21 protein-coding genes are annotated in these 21512 nt (G+C 65.0%); 8 read left to right on the top strand and 13 right to left on the bottom strand.

Annotated elements, in window-relative coordinates; translation table 11 throughout:
• The 7 genes from Q0R16_RS11045 to Q0R16_RS11015 form a co-directional block, all read right to left on the bottom strand.
• The coding region (locus Q0R16_RS11045; protein WP_295635949.1) for an AMP-binding protein at positions 1-1065 on the bottom strand (1065 nt) is incomplete at its 3' end.
• The gene (locus tag Q0R16_RS11040) at positions 1062-1925 is read right to left on the bottom strand and encodes an amidohydrolase family protein (protein ID WP_295635948.1); all 864 of its coding nucleotides are present in this window, start codon (positions 1923-1925) and stop codon (positions 1062-1064) included. The genes Q0R16_RS11040 and Q0R16_RS11045, both read right to left, overlap by 4 nt.
• The gene (locus Q0R16_RS11035) at positions 1925-3640 is read right to left on the bottom strand and encodes a tannase/feruloyl esterase family alpha/beta hydrolase (RefSeq protein WP_295635947.1); all 1716 of its coding nucleotides are present in this window, start codon (positions 3638-3640) and stop codon (positions 1925-1927) included. The genes Q0R16_RS11040 and Q0R16_RS11035 overlap by 1 nt, the downstream gene beginning before the upstream one ends.
• Before the next feature lie 14 nt (positions 3641-3654).
• The gene (locus tag Q0R16_RS11030) at positions 3655-4443 is read right to left on the bottom strand and encodes an enoyl-CoA hydratase/isomerase family protein (RefSeq protein ID WP_295635946.1); all 789 of its coding nucleotides are present in this window, start codon (positions 4441-4443) and stop codon (positions 3655-3657) included.
• A 100-nt stretch (positions 4444-4543) separates the two neighbouring features.
• Positions 4544-5710, bottom strand: a complete 1167-nt coding sequence (locus tag Q0R16_RS11025; RefSeq protein WP_295635945.1) for an FAD-dependent monooxygenase — start codon at positions 5708-5710, stop codon at positions 4544-4546.
• Entirely contained in the window at positions 5707-7227 is a 1521-nt protein-coding gene (locus Q0R16_RS11020) for an aldehyde dehydrogenase family protein (RefSeq protein ID WP_295635944.1), read from the bottom strand. Before Q0R16_RS11020 ends, Q0R16_RS11025 begins: the two co-directional genes overlap by 4 nt.
• 139 nt (positions 7228-7366) lie before the next feature.
• A complete protein-coding gene (locus Q0R16_RS11015; RefSeq protein ID WP_295635943.1) occupies positions 7367-8152 on the bottom strand; it encodes a helix-turn-helix domain-containing protein in 786 nt (261 codons plus the stop codon).
• A 193-nt stretch (positions 8153-8345) separates the two neighbouring features.
• On the opposite strand from Q0R16_RS11015, the gene Q0R16_RS11010 reads away from it, so the two are divergent.
• Genes Q0R16_RS11010 through Q0R16_RS11000 form a run of 3 tightly spaced genes read left to right on the top strand, consistent with a single transcriptional unit; the run spans position 8346 to position 11161 of the window.
• Entirely contained in the window at positions 8346-9497 is a 1152-nt protein-coding gene (locus Q0R16_RS11010) for a zinc-binding dehydrogenase (protein ID WP_295635942.1), read from the top strand.
• Entirely contained in the window at positions 9494-10342 is an 849-nt protein-coding gene (locus Q0R16_RS11005) for an alpha/beta fold hydrolase (protein ID WP_295635941.1), read from the top strand. The genes Q0R16_RS11010 and Q0R16_RS11005 overlap by 4 nt, the downstream gene beginning before the upstream one ends.
• Positions 10343-10351: 9 nt before the next feature.
• On the top strand, positions 10352-11161 hold the full coding sequence (locus Q0R16_RS11000; RefSeq protein ID WP_295635940.1) for an alpha/beta fold hydrolase: 810 nt from the start codon (positions 10352-10354) through the stop codon (positions 11159-11161).
• Here Q0R16_RS11000 and Q0R16_RS10995 read toward each other — a convergent pair.
• The 4 genes from Q0R16_RS10995 to Q0R16_RS10980 all read right to left on the bottom strand — a co-directional run bounded on the left by Q0R16_RS10995 (position 11142) and on the right by Q0R16_RS10980 (position 15697).
• Entirely contained in the window at positions 11142-11909 is a 768-nt protein-coding gene (locus Q0R16_RS10995; RefSeq protein ID WP_295635939.1) for a hypothetical protein, read from the bottom strand. The genes Q0R16_RS11000 and Q0R16_RS10995 overlap by 20 nt on opposite strands.
• Before the next feature lie 33 nt (positions 11910-11942).
• The gene (locus Q0R16_RS10990) at positions 11943-12842 is read right to left on the bottom strand and encodes a LysR family transcriptional regulator (RefSeq protein WP_295635938.1); all 900 of its coding nucleotides are present in this window, start codon (positions 12840-12842) and stop codon (positions 11943-11945) included.
• Positions 12843-13002: 160 nt separating this feature from the next.
• Positions 13003-14622 (bottom strand): FAD-binding oxidoreductase, encoded by a 1620-nt coding sequence (locus Q0R16_RS10985; RefSeq protein ID WP_295635937.1) that lies wholly within the window; start codon positions 14620-14622, stop codon positions 13003-13005.
• Between the two features lie 331 nt (positions 14623-14953).
• Positions 14954-15697, bottom strand: coding sequence for an SDR family oxidoreductase (locus Q0R16_RS10980; protein WP_295635936.1), 744 nt, complete (start codon positions 15695-15697; stop codon positions 14954-14956).
• A 311-nt stretch (positions 15698-16008) separates the two neighbouring features.
• Here Q0R16_RS10980 and Q0R16_RS10975 point away from each other — a divergent pair, with 311 nt between their 5' ends.
• The 5 genes from Q0R16_RS10975 to Q0R16_RS10955 all read left to right on the top strand — a co-directional run bounded on the left by Q0R16_RS10975 (position 16009) and on the right by Q0R16_RS10955 (position 19243).
• Positions 16009-16344 carry a hypothetical protein gene (locus tag Q0R16_RS10975; RefSeq protein ID WP_295635935.1) on the top strand — a complete coding sequence of 112 codons (336 nt, stop codon included), beginning with the start codon at positions 16009-16011 and terminating at the stop codon, positions 16342-16344.
• Between the two features lie 131 nt (positions 16345-16475).
• Positions 16476-17624 carry an acyltransferase gene (locus Q0R16_RS10970; RefSeq protein ID WP_295635934.1) on the top strand — a complete coding sequence of 383 codons (1149 nt, stop codon included), beginning with the start codon at positions 16476-16478 and terminating at the stop codon, positions 17622-17624.
• A gap of 120 nt (positions 17625-17744) precedes the next feature.
• Positions 17745-17948, top strand: coding sequence for a hypothetical protein (locus tag Q0R16_RS10965; protein ID WP_295635933.1), 204 nt, complete (start codon positions 17745-17747; stop codon positions 17946-17948).
• 78 nt (positions 17949-18026) lie between these two features.
• Entirely contained in the window at positions 18027-18323 is a 297-nt protein-coding gene (locus tag Q0R16_RS10960; RefSeq protein ID WP_295635932.1) for a hypothetical protein, read from the top strand.
• Between the two features lie 548 nt (positions 18324-18871).
• A complete protein-coding gene (locus Q0R16_RS10955) occupies positions 18872-19243 on the top strand; it encodes a hypothetical protein (protein ID WP_295635931.1) in 372 nt (123 codons plus the stop codon).
• Between the two features lie 311 nt (positions 19244-19554).
• On the opposite strand, the gene Q0R16_RS10950 is transcribed toward Q0R16_RS10955, so the two are convergent.
• Together Q0R16_RS10950 and Q0R16_RS10945 are read right to left on the bottom strand one after the other, a co-directional pair.
• Positions 19555-20919 carry a M48 family metalloprotease gene (locus Q0R16_RS10950; protein ID WP_295635930.1) on the bottom strand — a complete coding sequence of 455 codons (1365 nt, stop codon included), beginning with the start codon at positions 20917-20919 and terminating at the stop codon, positions 19555-19557.
• Between the two features lie 8 nt (positions 20920-20927).
• Complete coding sequence (locus Q0R16_RS10945) at positions 20928-21503, bottom strand: LemA family protein (RefSeq protein WP_295635929.1); 576 nt, start codon at positions 21501-21503, stop codon at positions 20928-20930.
• Between the last annotated feature and the right edge of the window lie 9 nt (positions 21504-21512).

The following is a 21512-nucleotide window of genomic DNA, read 5'->3' as shown; positions in this document are numbered from 1 at the left end:
ATCGCAGATCGACCCATCGGCGCGGCGAACCTCGGCTTCGACGTGGGCGAAGGTGGTGCCGACGCAACTTGCCTTGGCAAGCTGGTGCTGTGGGCGCAGGTTGCAGACCAGGCCAGTCTCGGTCGCGGCGTAAAGTTCGTGCAAAACGCGATCGCCGAAATAATCCAGGATCTGCGGCTTGAGCGCCTGCGGCAGCGGCGCTGCGTTGGCGAGAATCGCCTTCAGCGTTTCGGGCCGGGCGTACTTGGCCAATATCTCGGGAGTTAGCGCGAAGATCATCTGGAAGTGCGTCGGCACCATGAACAGACCCGTGACGCCGCCGAACTTGAGGCGTTCGAGCGTCTGTTCGGGCTCGAACTTGTCGAGGATTTCGATCGATCCGCCGGCCGCGAGGATACCGCAAGGAAACCCGAGGCCGCCGCCGTGGTTCATCGGCGTCATTGCCAGGAAATGATCGTCGGGGCCGAAGCAGCCGAATTCCGCGGCGCAAACCAGCCCGACCAGCATGCGCGAGCGGTGCGACAGGATCACGCCCTTGGGCTTGCCGGTGGTGCCCGAGGTATAGGGGATGGTCCAGGCATCGCATTCGCCGATCAGCGGGAGGGTCGGCGGGGATTGTGCTTCGGTCAGCAGGCGTTCGTAAGCTTCGCCGAACTCGATCACTTCGACCGCGAGCGCGGCCTTGCGGATCAGCGCCGCAGACTCCGCATCGGCAAACACCAACCGCGCGCCAGCGTCGGCGATGACTTCGGCGATTTCGCGTGGGGTCAGGCGGGGGTTGACCGTCGCGACCGCCGCGCCCGCATCGGGCAGGCCCGCGACCACCTCGATGAATTCTGCGCGATTGCGCGACAGGATCGCGACATTTTCGCCAGGTGCGATCCCGAGCGTGGTGATCGCCGCATCGCGCAGCCGGTCGATCCGCCGGGCCAGATTGCCGAATGACAGCCGGCGCGGCCCGTCGACGATGGCGATCTTGCCCGGAATGCGCCCGGCCGCAGACCTGATCGCGCCGCCGAAGGTCAGCGGATGGAAGGTTGCTGGGCCGGCGCGCGCCGTACTCATCGCGGCAGCTTGCCGAACACGGCCAGCGCATTGTCGCGCATCAGCTTCGCGTGGTTGGCGGGCTTCATCCCGAAATCCGCCACTTCGCGCACCGCGCGTTCGGGATCGATCACCGGCCAGTCGGTGCCGAACAGCACCTTGTGGGCACCGTAGCTGTCGGCATAGCGGATGTATTGCGGCGGCCAGTGCTTGGGTGCGTAAGCGTCGCCGGCGGTGAAGATGTTGTCATGCTTCCAGCACATCGAGATCATCTCGTCGGTCCAAGGCACGCCGATGTGGATGCCGATGATCTTGAGTTCGGGGAAATCGATCGCCACCTGGTCGAGCAGGATCGGCCGCGCCACCGACGGCAGCCGGCGGTCCTTCGAATAGACCAGGTTGTGCCCGACCTGCATCATGATCGGAATGTCGAGTTCGCAGCACTTGGCGTAATAGGGATAAATCTGAGGTGCGTCGGGCGGGCACGCGAACCAGTGCGGATACCAGTGCGCGCCGATAAAGCCCATCTGGTTGACTGCATGCTCCAGATCGCGCAGGCCCTGCATCCCGCGCGTCTGGTCGATCCCAGCCAGCGCGGAGAAGCGGTCGGGGTGCCGCTCGACGATCCGCGCGATCTCGATGTACGGAATCTCCCAAGATCCGCGCACGCGCAAGTCGCCCGCGCGCACCGCGATCAGCAGCGACCGTTCGATCCCGGCGCGGTCCATCTTGCGCAAGTAGTCATCGATCGAGACGCCGTTGAACATCTCGGTCGGCATCCGCACCTGCCGCTTGAAATCGTCGTCGAGCCCGGTCCAGCCGTTGGCGACCGCCTCGGGGGTGTAGATGTTGCAGACGATATCGATGAAGCCGCCCGCCATCAGTCGAGCGCCAGTTCTGCGCTCATGCGGTTCACCGCCTCCAATGCCACCGGCGACAGCCCGGTGCGATCGATCGCGGCCACGGCCGCGCGCTGCGCCGCATCATCGGCGCCGGCTTGGTAGAAGGTTTGCCAGATCGCCTTTTCGATGCCGCTGAGGATCGAGCGGCGCGAATAGCCCGAGGCGCTGCCCAGCCGATCGGCCTCGGTGATCGCCTGCGTGAGCGTTGCGCCCAGCGGTTGCACGGGCTGGACCGGGGTGGTCACGCCGGTCGGCTTGCTCACGGCCGTTTTGCCGGGACCGGTCCAGGCAAAATGGTTACGCTCGAACCCATACCACTTGCGGTCCAGCCGGTGCAGGTCGATGCCGAAGTAATCGAGCGGTGCGCCGGGCAGCGGGTGCACGCCGTAGAGGTATTCGGGAGCGTTCCCCTCTTCGACCCAACCGGTGATCGCAGCCATGTAGTCGATCGCCGAGGCGCCTTCGCCGCCCGAGCAATGGTCCATGCCGGGGATCATGTAGAGCCGCGCGAAATTGCGGGTGGCGGCGGGTCCGCCCATCGTCGTGGCCATCGTTTCGTAGTATTCGATCGTCGGCGGCGGCATGACCGAATGGTCGGCCCAGCCCTGCACAAGGAGCAGGCGCGAATTGTGGTCGCGAAAGGCGCGCAAGTCGGGGTTGTTGGGTGCGATCATTGTTTCGGTCACCACCGGATCGCCGCGCCCCACGGCCAGGTCGAACACCGGTTTGGACACTTCGCCGGGCAGCGTGGCATCGCGCAAGTAGTTGCCGATCCAGTTGAGTTCAGAGCCTTTTTCTGCCCCGCGCCAGGTGTAGAGCTTGTCCACGACGGCAACTTGCGCGGCGGTGAGGCAGGAGCGGGTATCCGAAGTCCGGCACAGCAACTGACTGGGTTTGAACGCGCAGCGGCGCGGATCGCCGATCAGCCCATCACGCACCCCGTCGTTCAAATCGCACTGCCGCACGACCGCCGCGTGGATCAGCAGTGCCTTGCGGTTCGGCAGAATCGGGCGATCATCGGGGCCGGTGTTGAACGCGTCGATGTCCGAAACCTCGGCCGGCTTGACCCCGCCGAACGGGTGCAGGCTGGCGGGTGCGATCGCGACGATGCCGTCGAAATCCTCGGGAAAGCGCTGCGCCTCGATCAGCCCCTGCCGGCCGCCGGTGGAACAGGCGAAGAAGTAGGATTTGAGCGGTGCCTTGCCGTAGAACGCGCGCACCAATGCCTTGCCCGCGACGGTGGTGACATGCGTCGCGCGGTAGCCGAAGTCGACCAGCCCCATCAGATTGTTGTCGACCCAGGTGTTATCGACCAGCGTGGAATAGTGCCCCATGTCGGTGATCAGGCACGCGTAGCCATCGCGCACGTGCCGCCCGCAAGCGAGTTCGACCGCGGCCGAACCGCAACTGCCACCGCACCCGCGCACGAGGTAGCGTCCGTTCCAATGGTCGATCGGCAGGTACATGCCGAAGCGGTCGGTGGGGTTCACATAGCCTTCGACCGCGCAATAGGCCTGGCGTTCGGCGGAGGCGGGTTGGGCTTTTGCTTTGACGATATAAGTAGCCGCGCTTGGCAACGCGGCGAGTGCGCCGCCTTCGAGCGCGGCGCAGCGTGCGGCCTGGTCCTGGGCATGAGCCGGCGCGGACCCGGCAAAGAGCCCTAGCATCATGGCAAGGAACCAGATCCGCACCATGGCCGCGCTCCTGCTCAAGCGACTGCTTTCCACGCCGGCCGGCGGCCCTCGCGGAAGGCATAGTAGCCTTCGCGACCGTAAGGCTGTTCGCGCATGTAACGCACGAAGCCGGCCAGTTCGTAGTCGGCGGCTTGCTCGGCGGTCATATCCGCGCCGGTCAGCATGATGTCCTTGAGCATGGCCAGCGCGGGGCGCGGCTTGTCGATAAGGCTGGCCGCATAAGCTCGCGTTTCCGCGATCAGCGACGCGGCGGGCACCGACTTCAGTGCCAGCCCGAAGTCGACCGCTTCCTGTCCGGTGAGCCAGCGCGCGGTCCACAGCAGGTCCTTGGCGCGCTGGTCACCCACCTTGCGCTTGAGTCGCATCGTTACGCAGGCCGGCACCACCCCGGCATCGGTGTGGACATCGCCGATCCTGGCATCATCGGCGACGATGATGAAATCGCAGCCGAGCGACATCTCGAACCCGCCGGCGCGAGTAAAGCCGTTGATCGCAGCGATCACCGGGATCGGCAGCTTTTCGATCCGCGTGATGATCGCATTGAGCCGGCGCACGGTCGCCTCGAAATAGTCGACATCGTCGAAGGCGCGTTCGAGAAGCCCCAGATCGAGGCCGACGCAGAACGCGCGGCCGGTGCCGGTCAGGATCAGCGCGCCGATGTTCTGATCCGTCTCGGCATCGTCGAGCACGGCTTCGAGATCGGCCAGCCGCGCCTCGTCGATCGCGTTGAGCGCGTGTGGACGGGTAAACGTGGCCGTCGCGATGCGGTCCTGCTTCTCATAAGTCAGCGTGGAAAAGGTCATGGCATCCCTAAGTGCGCTGGAAGATATGGACCATCCTTGGCCAGTGGCGGGCAGCGCGACAGGCCGCTTGCCCGCGATACCCGGATAGCGGGTAAGCGGCCTAGATCGGCGTAGCGACTGGATCGTATGCGACAATCGCAGGATCGCTGGCCGGCGCGGACGAGGCATCGTAGTTCTCGGGATCGCGCGCCTGCGTCAGTTCGCCCTGTTCGACCGACTTGGCATGGACGAGCGCGGTGCGCTGTTTTCGGCTCGCTTCATAGCGTGCGAAGGCCGGCTCCACCCCGGCTTCGGCGGCAAACGCGCGCGCGAGAATCATGCCGTCCTCGATCGCCATCGCCGCGCCCATGCCCAGGAATGGCAGCATCGGGTGCGCCGCATCGCCCAAAAGCGTGGCGTGCCCTTGCGACCACTGCGGCATCGGCGCGCGATCGAACAGGCCCCACTTGATCAGCGATTGCGCCTGCCGGATCAACCCGATCACGTCGGGATGCCAGCCGGCGAAGGCGTCGAACACTTCGGCGGGATCGGCCGGGGTCGACCAGCCGTCGTCGGTCCAGCCCTGATGCCGCGCGATGCCGACACAATTGACCACGTCTCCGCCGCGCAGGGTATAGCGGTTGAAGGTCCGCCCCGGCCCCAGGAACACGCCGCCCCGGCCCAATCCCATGCAGGCCCGCGCGGCGTCGCGGCCGACCAGGAAGCGGTAGGCGATCTGACCGGTGTAGCGGGGGGCTTGCTCGCCGAACAGGCATTCGCGCGCGATCGAGCGGACGCCATCGGCACCGATGAGTGCGTCGCCCGTGGCAATTGCGCCGCCGGCAAAACATGCACGCACGCCATTCGCGGTTTCCTCGATCCCAGTCAGCCGCGAAGCGAGATGCAGCGCGCCCGGTGCGCGTTCGGTCAATGCCTGCGCCAGCACGCGGTGGAGATCGGCGCGGTGGATCTGTCGGCCGATGTCGGCCTGGCCATCGTCGGGGCCACCGCTGGCAAAGTCGAGTTGGCCCGCAAGCACTGCGCCGGTCCTGTAATGCAAAAACGCGAAACCCGCCGCCGGGCAGGCAAACGGCGCGATCGCGTCCATCAGGCCAAGCGCGCGGAACACGTGCTGCGATCCGCGACTCAGCGTCAGCCCGGCGCCGACTTCGCCCAGCACCGATGCGGCTTCGTGGACTTCGACCTCGAATCCGCGCTGCACCAGCGCCAGCGCCGCGACCAGCCCGCCGATCCCGGCGCCTACGATCAGGATGCGCGCATCGCTCATGGTTTTGCGCCCAGGTTGATGCTGATTGCCTTGGTCTTGAGATAGCCATCCAGCCCTTCACGGCCGAATTCGCGGCCCCAGCCGGAAAGGCGATTGCCGCCGAACGGCGTTTCGGGGCTCATCGCGCCGTGTATGTTGACGCCCACCTGGCCCGAATCGATCCGCTTGGCGACACGCAACGCGCGCTGGATGTCGCGGGTCCAGACCGACCCTGACAGCCCATAGGGCGTGCCATTGGCGTCGGCGATCACTTCCTCTTCGTCATCGAACCTGATGAGGCTGAGGACCGGGCCGAACACCTCTTCCTGTTCGATCCTCATGCCGGGAGTGACCTGGGTGAACAGCACGGGTCCAAGAAAGTGGCCCGGTCCGTCGATCGGTGCGCTGTCGAGCAAGGCATGCGCACCTTCGTCGCGGGCGATGGCGATATAGTCGAGAATCCGCGCCTTCTGCCGTGCGGAGATGACCGGGCCGAGCACGGTATCGGGGGCGAGCCCGTCGCCGACCTTGAGCGTGCGCGCGTGCGCGGCGACGCCTTCGGCCACTTCGTCGTGAATGTCGCGGTGCACGAACAGCCTGGACCCGGCCATGCATTGCTGCCCGGTCGACAAATAGCAGGCCATCGACGCGGTCGGGATCGCGGTGGCCAGATCGGCATCGGGAAAGATCACCACCGGCGATTTTCCGCCGAGTTCCAGGCTGACCTTCTTGAGATTTCCGGTCGCCGCCTCGACGATCCGGCGACCGACCGCGGTCGACCCGGTAAAGGCGATCTTGTCGATGCCGGGATGCGCGGCCATTGCGGCGCCGATGTCCTCGCCATATCCGTGAACCAGGTTGAACGACCCCGGCGGGCCGCCCACTTCCTCCCACAATTCGGCGAATATCTGGCCGACCAGCGGCGCCAGTTCCGCGGTCTTGAGCACCACCGCGCAGCCCGCCGCCAGCGCCGGCGCCAGCTTGAGCGCGATCATCCCCGGCGGCGCGTTCCACGGCACGATCGCGCCGACCACGCCGATCGGTTCGCGGATCGTGGCGACGAGGAAATCGGTATCGGGCCGCGCGCCGATCGTCGGGGTGAAGCTTTCGCCCGCAATCTTGGTCGCCCAGCCCGCGTAATAACGGAACAATTCAGCCGCGAGAAACTTCACCACCATCCGCGACGACGCCAGTGGCGAGCCGTTGTCGAGCGTCATCACTTCGCCGATCAGGTCCGCCCGGGCATCGAGCAGGGTGGCGAAGCGTTGCAGCATTTCGCCGCGATCGCGCCCCGATGTGCGGCCCCAATGTCCCGCCATCGCGGCCCGCGCGGCGGCGACGGCCTGGTCGAGTTGCGCAACCGAGGCGGCGCGAATTTCGGCAAGGCATTGCTCGCGCGCGGGATTCTCGACCGCGATCGTGCGGCCTTCGCCCTCGACCCAATCGCCATCGATATAGAGCCGATGCGATCCTTCGAGAAACCGGCACGCGGCTTCGCTGGGTTCGGGACGTCGGATCGAGACCAGATGCTGTGTCATAGACGGCCGCCCTCCCGCTGCCCGGTGCACTCACTCAACCAGTCGGGACGACCTTGACCACGATCAGGCAGCCCGCCAACCGCCATTCGGGCAATGGCGCCCGAGACCGTACCTTCGACCGGCGGGCCAGGGTCTCGCCTTATATTGTCAGGGGACCGGCCACGCCGTCACCAAATGCCAGCCGTTCGATCGTGCGTGCCATTTCGATCAGTTGCGGCGCGAACTTGCGGGCAACGCCGTCATTGTCGATCGCGCGCGTGATGAAAGCCATCAGCAACACCGCGCGCACATGGCCCTTGTCCATGATCGGCACCGCGATGCTGCGTTCGCGGCCCAGATCGAAGCCGAACCCGAAGCCGTTGCGGCGGATCTGTTCGAGCGCATACGTCATCCGCGCCTCGTCGCGCGCCGGCGCCTGCGCGGGATCATCGGAAGCGCGCAGGATCTCCAGCATGATCCGCTGCTGCTCGTCCTCGAGGAAAGCGAGGTGAACCAGCCCGCTGCTGGAAATGCCCATGGCGATTTCGCTGCCGATGTGGCGGCGGTGCAGGTTGAGCGAAGTGGCCGGATCGGTGGTCAGCCGCAGGCTCATGTATTCGCCGAGCGGGGTGGCGATGAACAGCGGCCAGCCGATCTGCTTGGTCGTTTCGAACAGCAGCGGCGCGGCGACGTGGGTGATCCAGCTTTCATCGGTATAGCCATGCGACAGCGAGCGCACGCGCAGCGTCAGGAAATAGCGCTTGGTCTGGGGATCGCGATCGCAGAACCCTTCGGCGAGCAGCGTCATCAGCACGCGTTCGGCAGTCGTGCGCGGCAATTCGAGCGCTCGACTCAATTCCGAGATGGTGATCGAACCCTGCTTGTTGATCAGCGCCATCGCCCGCAGGCCGCGCTTCAGCGATTTCAGTTCCTGGTCACTGTCCACCCAGCCGCCCTCCTGCTGCGGTGCTGCCCCTTGCCGTGGGCATGATAGCCCGGATTGCCGGCATGGCTACAAGTGGTGCAAGCAAAATGGCGACCTTGCCGCCTTTGCAAGCAGGATTGACTAACCGGTCGTAGCGTCGGTCCGATTATGCCGTCAAGACATAGCCAGGAGCAGGGCATCGGAGGGGCACGAGATGAAGATTACCGCTGCGCTGCTGGAAACCTCGGGTGCCGCGCATCCATACGCCGCGAGCATGCCGTTGCGGTTAACCGCGCTCGATCTCGCGCCGCCGCGGGCTGGCGAATTGCTGGTGCGGATCGATGCAGCCGGATTGTGCCATTCCGACTTGTCGGTGATCAACGGGGATCGGTTGCGGCCCTTGCCGATGGCGCTGGGGCACGAAGCGGTCGCTACGGTCGTCACACTGGGCGATCCCGACGACCAGAGGTTCGCGCCCGGAGACCGGGTCGTCCTGTCATTCATGCCGGCCTGCGGCGAATGCCTGCGCTGCGTTTCGGGCGAAGGCTATCTGTGCGATCGTGGGGCCGTGGCCAATGGCGCGGGCGAGATGCTGCGTGGCGGCAGCCGCCTCCATCGCTGCGATGGCGCGCAGGAAAGCGTGCGGCATCACCTCGGCGTCTCGGCCTTTGCCGATCACGCGGTTGTCGATGCCCGCTCGGCGGTCAGGATCGATGCCGACATCCCGCTCGAAGTCGCGGCGCTGTTCGGCTGCGCGGTGCTGACCGGGGTCGGCGCGGTGCTGAACACCGCCAGTCTCAAGGCGGGCGAAAGCCTTGCCGTCTATGGCCTTGGCGGGGTCGGCCTGGCCGCGCTGCTGGGCGGGCTGGCGGGCGGGGCAATTCCGGTGGTGGCGATCGACCCGTCTGCGGACAAGCGCGCGCTGGCGCTCGAACTCGGCGCGGCCGCAGCGTTCGCGCCCGACGGCGCAGAGGACGCGATCGTCGCGCATCTCGGTGGGCGGCCCGATCTGGTGGTCGAATCGGTGGGCAGCGCGCGCGTGCTCGAACTGGCTTATGGGCTGGTCCGGCGCGGGGGCCGGGTGGTCACCGTGGGCCTGCCCAATCCGCGCGAGATGTTCTCGATCCCCGCCGTCAGCCTGGTCGGCGACGGCAAGACCGTAATGGGCAGCTACCTTGGCAGCGCAATCCCGGCGCGCGATATCCCACGCTACATAGCGTTGTGGCGCGCGGGCCGGCTCCCGGTCGAACGGCTGCTGAGCAATGTCGGCCAGCTCAAGGATATCAACACGATGTTCGATGCGCTCGCTTCGGGCGCCGCTATCCGCCAGATCGTCTTCCCTCAAATCGAACGGAAATCCGCATGAGCTTGGCCACGGACATTTTCATCGACGGACCAGTGGGGAAACTGTCGGTCCGCACCAAGGGGCTGGAGGCAACGCCCGCAAAGGTCGTCATTCTGGTCCAGGGGGCTAACCTGTCGGGCCAGCTCGGCTATGACTTCGCGTTCGATGGCGGCGCGAACTACTCGTTCATGGATGCGCTGGTCGCGCGTGGCTATGGCGTGGTGACGTTCTCTGTTCGCGGTTATCGCGACTCCGAATTGAGCGCACACCCGCATACCGTCCAGACCGATCAGGCGATCGAGGACACCGCCGCGGTGATCGACTGGGCGATCGCGCAAGGGTTTGCGCAACCGCACTTGCTCGGCTGGTCGTGGGGTGGGCGCATTTGCGGGCGTTATGCCGAAACCCGGGGGGCGTCGATCGATCGGCTGATCCTGCTCGATCCGGCGATCGGCGGGGGTAACCGCGTGCCGTTTCCCGACAAGACCGACTGGTGGTTCAACGCCGCTGCCTATTTCCGCGAGCGGCTCGAACTGGATTTCATGGAGCCCGCCGCACACGAGGCGCTGGCGGTGCAGGCCGAACGCGACGAACCGCGCGCACCCAACGGTATCCGCGTCGAAAACGAGAACGGCAGCGTGGCGGTGGTGCCCGAGCGGCTGACCAACCCCACGCTGATGCTGTACGGCTATGCTGCGGGCATGCAGAACTACATGCAGGGCGGATCGGTGCGCGGCGATTTCTTCGAACGGATTGCGCATCACGACAAGGCGCTGGTGATCGTGCCCGATGGCGGTGATTACGCGCATCTCCAGAACGCGCGGATGCGGATCTGGAAGGTCGTCGCCGATTTCCTCGAAGGTTGATGCCAGGACGTGGCCATTCGTAAACGCTATATCGATGGTCCGTTCGGACAAGTCCATCTGCGCGAGAACACGCCGCTTGGCGGGCCGCCGCTGGTATGCCTGCACGCCACCGCATATTCGTCGCGCAGCTTCGTTGCCCTGGCCGAGGCGCTGGACGGCCGACGCCATGTGATCGCGATCGATACGCCGGGCTACGGCCAGTCCGACCCGCCGCCGGACCGCATCGACATCGCGGGTTATGCCGATGCGATCGCCGCTGCATTGAGCCCAGAAGCGCCGGGCATGACGCTGCTTGGGCATCACACGGGCGTGGCTATCGCCGCCGAAATGGCGTTGCGGCATCCGCGCCACGTGAGCCGATTGGTGCTGTCGGGCATTCCCTATTTCCAAGCGCTGGACTTCGCCGCCTGGAAGGCGCGGCTGACCGTGCGCCATTCGCTGGACGAGAATCTCGATCACCTGGCCGAGCGCTGGGATTTCCTCGTACGCAGCCGGCCCGCGGGGATAACGCTGCCGCGGGCGTTCGGCAATTTCGTCGATGAGCTCCTCGCCTGGCCGAACGGATCGTGGGCGCACGAGGCATTGTTCGCCTGGCCCGTGGCCGAGCGGCTGGCGGCCATCACCCAGCCGACGCTGGTGCTGAACCCACCCGGCCATCTTGCCGAACCCTCGCGGATTGCGGCGGCGATGATGCGCACCGCAACCGTCGCGGAACTGCCCGAACTCGGCGGCGCCGCGTTCGATCTGCACGCGGACGTGCTTGCCGCAAGGATCGATGCGTTCCTGCGCGCTGACGCGCTTACGCCCAGCGCGGCCTGATTTCGCCCGCTTCGAAGTATTCAGGAAACAACTGCTGCAATTCGGCCCAACCGCGCGGGTTGAGCGGTTCGTGCATCGCCGCCTTGTGCATGATGCCGTGGATCGAAAAGCGCGATTCGAAATCCTGAAAGCCCAGCCATGGCGGCGTCGCGATATCGAGCCGGTACATGCCCGTAGCGGGGACCGAGGGGCTGGATGTGGCGAGATCGGCCTTGCTGGCGGTCCATTCGAGCACGGTGTGCGCGGCTGATCCGGTCTGCTCGGTCAGTTCGGGGATGCCTTCGCCGCTGGGGAAGGCGCGCACCTTGCGTTCGGTCTGGGTGATGCAGACGCGGTCACCCAGGTCGCGCAGCGTGACCTCGGCGCTTTCGAGTCGCGCGAAAGCCTGGACCGCATCGAAGATGGCGATACCACCCGAACCATCCGCGCGCAGGCTGAAGCCCGACGGGCCTTCCTCGAACTTGCGCGCCGCCTCGACCGTCCGGCCGGTCAGCGGGTTGGTCCAGTTGCTGGAAATCTCGCCGGTGATCGCGTCGCGGAACACGCCGATTTCCCACCACGGCACGCGGTAGGATGTGTCGTCAAGCGTTTGCGCGCCATAGATCATCACGGTTTCGACGTGGTTGACAATGATCGGCGGGTGTCCGGGAACGGTCACGATCCCGGTGCCGAGATACCACCAGGCGGTTTCGCCCTCGTCGAGCGTGGTCAGCGTGCGGCGATAAGTGTTCAGCGCGTTTTCGGTCATCGTCGGGCGTGTCTCTACAGGGTTTGAAGTGCGCTATTCGGCAGCGTTGGTCGCTTCGCGGAAGTGCTTGGCGACGAGTTCGGCTTGCGGCGTGAGCAGGCCGTCCTTGCGAAAGAACAGCCCCATGTTGGTTTTCTCGACGGGCGTGTCGCAGGAAATCGCGACGAGGCGGCCGGCATCGAGCTCCTGCTGGACAACCTCCTGCGGCAGGATCGTCAGCGCGTCGGTGTCGATCACCATCTGGCGGATCAAGGCGATCGAATTGCTGCGCAGCGTCTGCACCGGCATCGCCATCCCGCGCGATTCGAAAAACAGCCAGAACCCGCGCTGCACGCTTTCGCTGTTGAGCATCGCCCATTGCACATGCGCGAGATCGGCATTCGACACCGTGTCCTGTTGCGCCAGCGGGTGGCTCGAACTGGCAAACACGCGCGAGCGGTGCGCGCGCAACGGCTCGATCGTCACGCCGTCGCTGTAGTGGATCGGGCCGATCAGGCCGAAACCGAAGTCGATCGCTTCGGACTTCACCCGCGCCAGCAATTCGACAAAGCCATCCGCGATCACGGTGACCTTGAGATCGGGATTTTCGGCGTGAAGCGCGGCCAGGATCGGCGGCACGAGGTACGTATCGTAGTTCTGGGTGATGCCGAAGGTAACTTCGCCGATCCGCCCTTGCTCGAGCGCCTTCACCTCTTCGATTGATCGTGCCACCTCGTTCAGGATGACCTTGGCGCGGCGCATCACCGTCAACCCGTAAATCGTCGGTTCAACACCCTTGGGGCCGCGGATAAGCATCGGCACGCCCAACCGGTGTTCTAGGTTCTTGAGGCTGCGGCTAAGCCCCGATTGCGAAATGAAGGTCTTTTCCGATGCGCGCAGCAGGTTCTTGGTATCGATTGCCGCAAGCAGGTGTCGAAGTTGCTGGATCTCCATGATTGCCTCTCCGGGATGGCCTTGCATCCGAGCAGGCATGAGGCGGGAATGTGGCGTTTGCGGGAAGGGAGCCCACTGCAAACGCCCGCCTTTCGGTTGTCGAAAACTCATGATACGGGGCAAGTTCTTGACGATTTTGCATGGCTTGGACCGAGCGCGATCAGGCCGGCAAGTCGGCCAGGCCCAAAGATCCGGGATTCATCCGCCCATCTGGGTCGACGTGCCGCTTGATCGCGCCGATCAACGCGGCGATCGGCGGTGTACGCGTGGCCAGCCAGGGGTAGGTCTTGCCGATTTGAACATGTGCGCTGCCGTGGCGAACCATGACGGCCGTCAGCTCCTTGCGGATCTGCATGGCAAGTTCGGTGGTTTCGGACGGGCCGTCGAAACCGGCAAGCGCGTTGATGTTGCTCAGTTCGGCTACCCGATCGTGCTGGAAATGGCGCGGATCGTCCCAATAGATCAGCGGTTCGAGACAGGCGCCCTGCTGCCCGACACCAAAATAGATGACCCCGCACTCGATCCCATGCCGCGCCATATCCTCGGCGCGGTTCGCCAGCACCAGGCGGACATCGCGGCTCAGGGCGGCAAGGCGCGAATGCGGCACCAGCCCGTTGGTCGGCAGGTTGCGCATGGTGGTGCGCCGCTCGGACGTGTTGAAGTTGATGAACGGCGTGCCGCGCGTCGCCATTGGCGCGGACGGCGTGATCTCGCGCGCGTCGGTTCCGGCCAGAAGGTCGCGCAATAACGCCCGGCGTGCGTCGGCGCCCTCGGCGGTCGGGTCGTCGATCGAGATGTTGAGCATGAACACCTCGCCGTCGAACACCGACTTGCCCGCGATGGCCAGCCGCGCAGCGTTGAACAACCCGCGCGAGCCTTTCTGTCCGCGAGCGACGCCTGCGAGCAGCTTCAAGTCCTGCATGAGGCTGGTGCTCTGCGCTGCCATGACCTTCACGAAATAAGGGTCCCAGCAATAGCATTCGCCCGCGATCCCCAAGCGTCCGACCGCCGAGACAGCGGCAATGGCGGCTTCTTCGCGATCGAACACGAAGCTGAGGAATTGGGTGTGCTGCGGAAAGGGCACGAGCTTCAGCACAGCCTTGGTCTTGAAGCCCAGCGCGCCGGTATCGCTCAGGAACAGGCCGGTGAAATCGGGGCCGTAACTGCGGTAAAACGGGGTCGCATCGGCGGCGGCACCCCACGATCCGGTGCGCAGCACGGACCCGTCGGCCAGGACGATCTCGACCGCCAGAACGCTGTCGGCCACCGGCCCGTACTGCGATGATCCGAGGAAGAACGATCCTTGCGACAAAGCCCCGCCAACCGTGGCCGCATACCCCGACATCGGCCCGAAATAAGGCGTGCGCAGGCCTTGGGCCTTCAGCGCTTCGTAAAGCCGTTCCCAGGTGCAGCCGCATTCGACGACCACATACATATCCTCGGCGTTGATCTCGATCACCTGGTCCAGATCACGCATGTCGACGATGACGGTGGATTCGTTGATCGGCAGGTAGCCGCCGGTGTACGAAAACCCGCCACCGCGCGCGATCACCGATACCCCGGCGGCATGGCAGATTTTCAGGATAGTGGTGACTGCGTCGGTGTTGGCGGGGCGGACGATCGCCAGCGCTTCGGTGCCGCTGCGGCTCAGGTCAGTGGAAAAGAACACGCGACGGCCGTCGTGCCGCTCCACTCTGTCCGGGCCCACTGCCGCATCCAGGGCAGCGATGACATCAGGCTGGCCGGCCGGATCGTCGCGCGGGGTGGATGAAAATGGCATTGCAGGCTCCAGCGATCGATTTAACGCAAGCCCGACGCTGCGACCGACGGCTGAGATCGGAAAGAGTAGAGACGTGTTCCCCCGCTATTCGGTCACTTCTTGCGATCCGATTGGTCGATCGGGGTTGATCGGATTGGGCCGACGCCTCTTGCGGATCGGTGGTGCACAGCACTGTCTCAATGGCAACGCCCGCTTGATTCGGCGCACCAACTGCCGCGATGCCGCGCCGGTGCTTCCAAGCCTGGGTGATCCGGCGGAACTGGTTGCGCTGGCGCCTGCGATCGAGCCCGTTGCCCAGGCAATGCCCCGTATCACGCAAAGGGAACGAAAATCATTGTTGCCCACCGTCGACGCGCAATAGCGCCCCGGTGGTGAACGAGGAGGCGGGGCTCGCCAGCATCAGCGCGGCGGTGACAATTTCTTCGGGATTGCCCGGGCGCCCGATTGCGACTGGCTGCTTGTGCCGCCGCTTGGGGTCCCAGGCTTCGGCGATGTCGGTCAGGAACGGGCCCGCGCTGATCGTGTTGACGCGCACTGTGGGTGCGTATTCGCGGCTCAGCGACACGGTCATCGCGTTGAGCGCCGCCTTGGCTGCGCCGTATGGAACTACGCCGGGCAGCGCCATCAACGCGCCGGTCGAACTGATGTTTATGATCGCCCCGCCGTCTCCTTGCGCCATGCGGTGCCCGATCTGGCTGGCGAGCCGGAACGGACCCTTGAAGTTGAGGTTCATCACCGAATCAAACAGGCTCTCAGGCATTTCGTGGCTGGGGCAGGGCGGCGACATGCCCGCGTTGTTGACCAGCACATCGACGCGCCCGAACGCAGCATAAGCGCGCTCGATCAGCGCATCGCATTCGGCCCATTTGCCGACGTGCGCAGAGACTGCCAGCGCACTGCGGCCCAGGGCGCGTACTTCGTTTGCTACCGCCTCGCAGTTGTCGAGCTTGCGGCTGGCCACGACCACATCCGCCCCCCGCGCGGCGAAGGCCCTGACCATCTGGTAGCCCAGGCCGCGCGAACCGCCGGTAACCAGCACCACCTTGCCTGTGAAATCGAACAGTGGATCGATCATGCAAATGTCTCCATGCGGGTCGGGATATGCTTGCTCGGGACCAACCCGGGCGCAACCGTGCCACGGTTGAACAAAGCCTTGGCGGCTTGCACCTTATGCACTTCGCTCGGCCCGTCGGCCAGCGCAAGGCAATCAAAGTCGGCCGTCTCGCCTTCCACAATGGCTTCGACGGTTTAGCCGGGCAGTTCTTGTCCCTCATCAAGCCGACCAAAAATGCTACGTAGTTTTGCGAAGTGTTAACCATCGCGGATCATGCTTCAGCATAGGCACTGGCGGACCGAACTTGCCAGGTCTGGAGAGAGGCAGCAGCCATGGCGACAAGCTTGAATCGGGCGGCCGAACATCGCGCGGCGATGAACTGGATCGGGATGATCGGTCCGCTCGCCTGTTCGGGATTGATTGTCGGCATCGTGGCTGCGCGTTCGCTCATGCCATGGTCTCCGGCCAGTGAAGCCCTGGCCGATAAAGCCATCGTCACCCAGTTGATCCGCACACTGTTTGCGGCGCAATTGCCGCTGGTCTGGCTGTTCGCGGAAACGACCGCCTGGCGCCGTTACGCTCCGATGCAGCGCGGTCGCAAAGTGCTTGCGCTTCAGGCGCTGGCGCTGGCAGCCGCAATCGGGTTCTGTCGCTTCGCGGGCATCTGATCGAAGCGGTTGGCGGGGCGTTGCCAAGCCTGGTTGGCTATGGCAGCGATGGTGTGCGGGCGCATCGCGCTTCACCGCCCGATGCAAGGAACCCGGCCAGATCATGCAGTGCACACCATGAAGCCCAATTCGTGAAAGCCGGCGCGCGCGGCGCATTCTTCTATTTCGACTGCTTTCGCCTTGTTGCCGCCTTGGCGGTGGTCATCGAGCACGTGCGCGATCTGCTGCTGCGCAAATATGCCGACGTCGGCTCGATCGGCCTGCTGTGGAAGGCGCTTTATTTCGGCACCGGCTTCGGCCACGCTGCGGTTATCGTGTTCTTCGTGCTGTCCGGCTTCTGGATCAGCAAAACGGTTGACCGGCGGATCGATGGCCCAAGGTTCTGGGCGGATTATCTGGTCGACCGGCTATCGCGCCTGCTGATCGTGCTGGTGCCCGCGCTGCTGCTGGGTGCCGCGTTCGATTGGACGGGGGTTCATGCGCTGGGCGGTTCGATCTATGCGGGCACGTCGGGGTCGCTGACGATCCAGTATCCCGTGGCCGAACGGCTGGGGCTGGTCGTGCTGCTGGGCAACCTCGCGTTCGTACAGACGCTGCTGGTCGAGACGCTCGGCTCGAACGGTGCGCTGTGGAGCCTGACTAACGAGTTCTGGTATTACATCTGTTATCCCGCGCTGGTGCTCCTGCTGGCGCGGCGGCTGTCTGGTTCGCTGTTAGCGCTCGCGGTGCTGGCGCTGTTCCCGCATTTACTGCCGGGTTTTGCAGTGTGGCTGATGGGCAGCGCGGTCTATCATGCCGATCGGCGCTGGCGCGGGCGGGTTTCGCGGCGAGCGGGCGCGGCGGTGCTCGTGGTCGCAACGCTGCTGCTGGCGGCCAACCTGGGCGCGGCGCGGGTCCAGTATTTCGGCTCTGTCACTTCGGACTTGCTGGTGGGCGCCGCGTTTGCCGGCTTGTGCTGGGCGCTGCTGGTGATCGATCCCAAGCCGGTGCGCGCGCTCGGACCCGTTTCGCGTTATGGTGCGAATGCCAGCTATTCGCTTTACGTCACGCATTTGCCGCTGGTCGTGCTGCTGGCGGCGTGGCTGATGCGCGGGCCTGGCCATGGCGAGCGGTTGCTTCCGGGCGGCATGGCGCTGCTTGCGTTTGCCGCGGTGGTGCTTGGCGCGGTGGCGTGGGGTTGGCTGTTCGCCGCGATGACCGAGGCGCGCACCCCGCTGTTGCGCGATCGGGTGAAGGCATTGCTGGGCCTGCGCAAACCCGAAGCCGTGTCGATTGCCTGACCCGAACATCGCGGGTTGCGCTGGCCGGATGCTCGTCTAAGGCGCTCGCGTCTGGCTCGCCCGGTTTCCGACCGGCTGGCCAATCGGATCAAAAACCTTTCAATCACGGACGACGACACCATGGCCAAGGCAATCAAACTGACGCTGACCGAAGACGAAATCGAGATGCTGGTCGATGCGCTCGAAGTCGATCACGAAGGCTATCTCGAAAGTGCCAAGGAAGCGCGCGGCAACAACAACCGGGCCGATGTGGCCACCTTCACCGAAGCGGCCGAACGGATCGGCGCGTTGATGACCAAGCTGCGCGCGCTGGTCGAGGAATGACACGGAGCCCTGTGCCGGGCTGGCGTTAACCCCGATCGGGCATGGTCGTCGTCTCATTCCGGCGAGTCGAGCGAACCTTTGTCAATCAGTGGCAACTATTCCCATCCGGTAACCGTCAACGGCTTTTCGTGCATCAATTGCGCCGAGGTGGCGCAGGCCAAGGCCGATATCGATCCGGCCAACCCCTCGGCCGGGCCGGGCGGGGTAAATGACCCGAAGAAGGCGGCCGAAAAGAAGCACTTCGCCCCCGAAGCGCGCGATCCGGCGCACCTGGCCAAACTCCACGCCGCGCAAGGATCGGCACGCTCCCCGGCAAGCGCCGCTTATGCCGGCATTGCGCCCACACCCGGCGGCCTGGTCAGCGTGAGCGCCTGATCCATCGCACCGCGAACGCGTGAGCGAAAAGGTGACATGTTGACGGAACGGACGGTGTCCTGAGCGTAAACTCCGATCCTCCCGAAGGCCAGGAAACCGCGCCCCGGTTTCCGGTTGCGCAAACTGCAAGTTGATTAAACACATGCACGCGATTGGCAGTCACAGAGTGTTTTGCCCGACCGACCGGGCGCGGCGGCGCTATAGCGGGGGCGAGGCGTGTAGGAAAGTTTTTGGTGGGCGCGGGCGAGGATGCGCCGCAAACGCGGCTCCACCACCACCGTCGCAGCGGGCTTGATCCGAGGCCCAGCTTCCTTGCGCCTTCAACAAAGCGAAATCGTGCCGTGATGGCGATCGGCGATGAAGGTCACCAACCCGCAGCAACGTTCGCGATCCATGGTGCTGCTTCAACGGCAGCAGGACGGGAGACGAGACGGGGGAGCAGTAACGTTCGCTCGGCAAATGTCCGAAAGTGCCGGCATGGGGCTCGAACTGGTCCGCCCGGACACGACCCAATTGCGGACGCAAAGCTGAAGGCATAGGCAGTCGCGATGATGAAGTTCCCGCCCTCGTTGGACGATGCTGTGAAAGCGCGCGCGTTTCGTGCAACGAACGGGGAACTGGGCATAAAGCTGACCGATACGGCCATCTTCCTTGCAGCTTGCCGAATTGATGGTGTCGAGGTGCTAGGGTGGGAATTATGGGTTATCGATCATGAATGCGGGGAACGGGTAGCTGGCCCGTGTCATGCTCCAGGCGGTTGGTGCGGCGAAATCCCGATGCGGAAGGGTACCATTGCCGTACTTGGAGACGATGGCGAAGCTGATGCGACTGAGCAGCAGCTTGCAGACTTCGATGTGAACGTGGAGGTCGAGGCGATCTGGCTCCCCTATTTGCGGGTCAACTTCGCGTTGGCTGGCTGAGATCGGCCACTCATATGCCGACCGGGCACGCCGTACTTCGCCCCGAGTCTAAACGTCGTCTGCCTAACCTTTTGTTTACGCTCGCAAAAAATCTTTTGTCCCACAAGTCCCGCCATTGCGGATTGCCGATCTTGGCCGGGACGAATTCGCATTGGCGACTTGTTGGCGCGCGGTGCGCCGTAGCGAAGCCAATCCCCGCATCGAGTGCGGGGCGACGATGGTTTTGTACGGGGGCGAGAGCGGGGTTGTGTGGGGCACCGGACCTTATCCCGGTGCGTCGCTCCTTGGATCCTGGTCCCGCGCCAGCAGCGTCAGTGGCCTGCTTGCGGGCCGTTGCTCTTGAAGATCTGCGACATATCGTCGCATTCGTTCGGTTTGGGATTGACGCCGGCGATGAGAGCGGCCCGCGTCGCGCTGAAGCCTTCGGTCTGGCAGCCGACCGCCAGGTTGAGCACCCGGCCGACCACGCGCACGTCGAAGGTGCGGGCGATGCCGGCGGGCGTGGTCAGGTCTTGCGCGTGGATGCCGGCGATCATCGAGCAGGCGATCAGCGCGCCCCAGCTTGTCGCCGGGGTCAGGCCCAGCCAGTTGCGGCCGTTGCCTGCGGTGGCGCGATGGCGGGCGGGCGCGGCTGGGGTGGGGGCTTCGGTCGATACCAGCGCCGCACGACGCCCAAAGCCGCCGGGCCGTTGTGAAGGCTCGCGTGTATCGCGGCGCGAGGGGGCGACGAGCGCCATCGATCCGGTCACCGCGACGATCGCCGCGATCCGCTCGGCAATCGTGGGGTGCGATGCGGTGGGGCCGTCCGTCGCGCCGTCGATCATCATCGCATCCTGGCCTGAAGACAGATCGCCAAGCCCGCTGCGCCCGTCGATCGCGCGCAAGGCCGAAACCAGCGCGGCGGGGTTCTGCGTCAACCGCACCGCCTCGGCATCGGCGACCAGTTCGCGCGCGGAGGACACCATCAGCCGGGTGAGGTGCGCGCCGCGCAACGCCTGCTGGCGCAGCGTCGAAAAGCCGATGTAGAGCGGCACGATCACCGGCAGCATGAACGACGACAGGATCAGCGACAGCGATTCCTGGTACCACGGCACCTTGCGGAACTGGCGATGCGTGAACCATTCGAGCGTGCCGACGCACACGTTCGTCGCGGCGATCAGGCGGATATCGCCGGCCTTGATATGCGCGATTTCGTGCGCGGCGACCGCGGCCAGTTCCTCGTCATCCAGCCCGTCGATCAGCCCGCGGGTGAACACCAGCACCGCATCCTGTGCGCGGATACCGCAGGCGAAGGCGTTGCGCGCGGGGCTGTCGATCACCGCGACGTAGGGGGTGGGCAGGCCGGCGGCGATGATCAGCGGTTCGATGATGCGGCACAGACGCGGTTCATCGGCGTTGTCGACGAAGCGGAATCCGGTCTGCTTCTGGACGGTGCGGACGTGCCAGGCGAATTGCAGCGCGAACAGGCCAGCGCCGGCGATCATCGTCAGCGGCACCCAGCGCAGGAGGTAGCCGGTCCAGTTCTCGAACGGGGCGTGCGCCGGGTCCCACATCGCCAGCGGCGCCCATAGCGAGACGATCGCTATCATCTGGAAGCTCAGCACGAACCCGCCGAGCAACTGGATCGAGCGTTTGTCGTTATGGGCGACGTGTCCGTAAAGGCCGTTTACGCGCATGGTGTGGCCTAGAACGCGATGGCCATCGGTTCGTCGATCAGGACGCGTTCGAAGCCCAGGTCGAACGGTTTGCGCTGGCTCATGTTGCGTTTTTGCGCGATCAGGCTGCCGGGGAACTGGCGCAGCGTGGTGTCGTATTCGCCGACAGCGAGGTTGTAGAAGCGGCGCGAGGCGGTGATGCGGTTTTCGGCGTCGATCAGTTCATCGCGCAAGCCGGCGAAGTGGCCCGATGCTTTCAGGTCGGGATAGCGATCGGCCACGCCGAGCAGCGCGTTGATCTGCTGGGTCAGGTTCTTTTCGGCCTTGAGCTTCATGTCGGGCGCGCTCGCGCGCATCGCTTCGACGCGGGCCTGGGTGATGCCATCGAGGATGTGCGCTTCGTGCTTGGCATAGCCGCGCACGGTTTCGACCAGCGCGGGGATCAGGTTTTGGCGGTGCTTCAAGTGCGCGTCGATGTCGGCAAAGGCGGTGTCGCAACGCGTGTCGAGCGCGACGAGGCGGTTGTTGGTCGATACCCAGATCATCCCCGGCGCGGCGATGAGCGCGGCGATCACCACCAGCAGAATCAGCAGAAACGCGATCATCGATGCTTC

It is taken from the genome of Novosphingobium sp. (genome assembly GCF_025351285.1).
Lineage (GTDB): Bacteria > Pseudomonadota > Alphaproteobacteria > Sphingomonadales > Sphingomonadaceae > Novosphingobium.
Note: the sequence above shows the minus strand (reverse complement) of the source record. Positions and strands in the feature narration are given on the sequence as shown.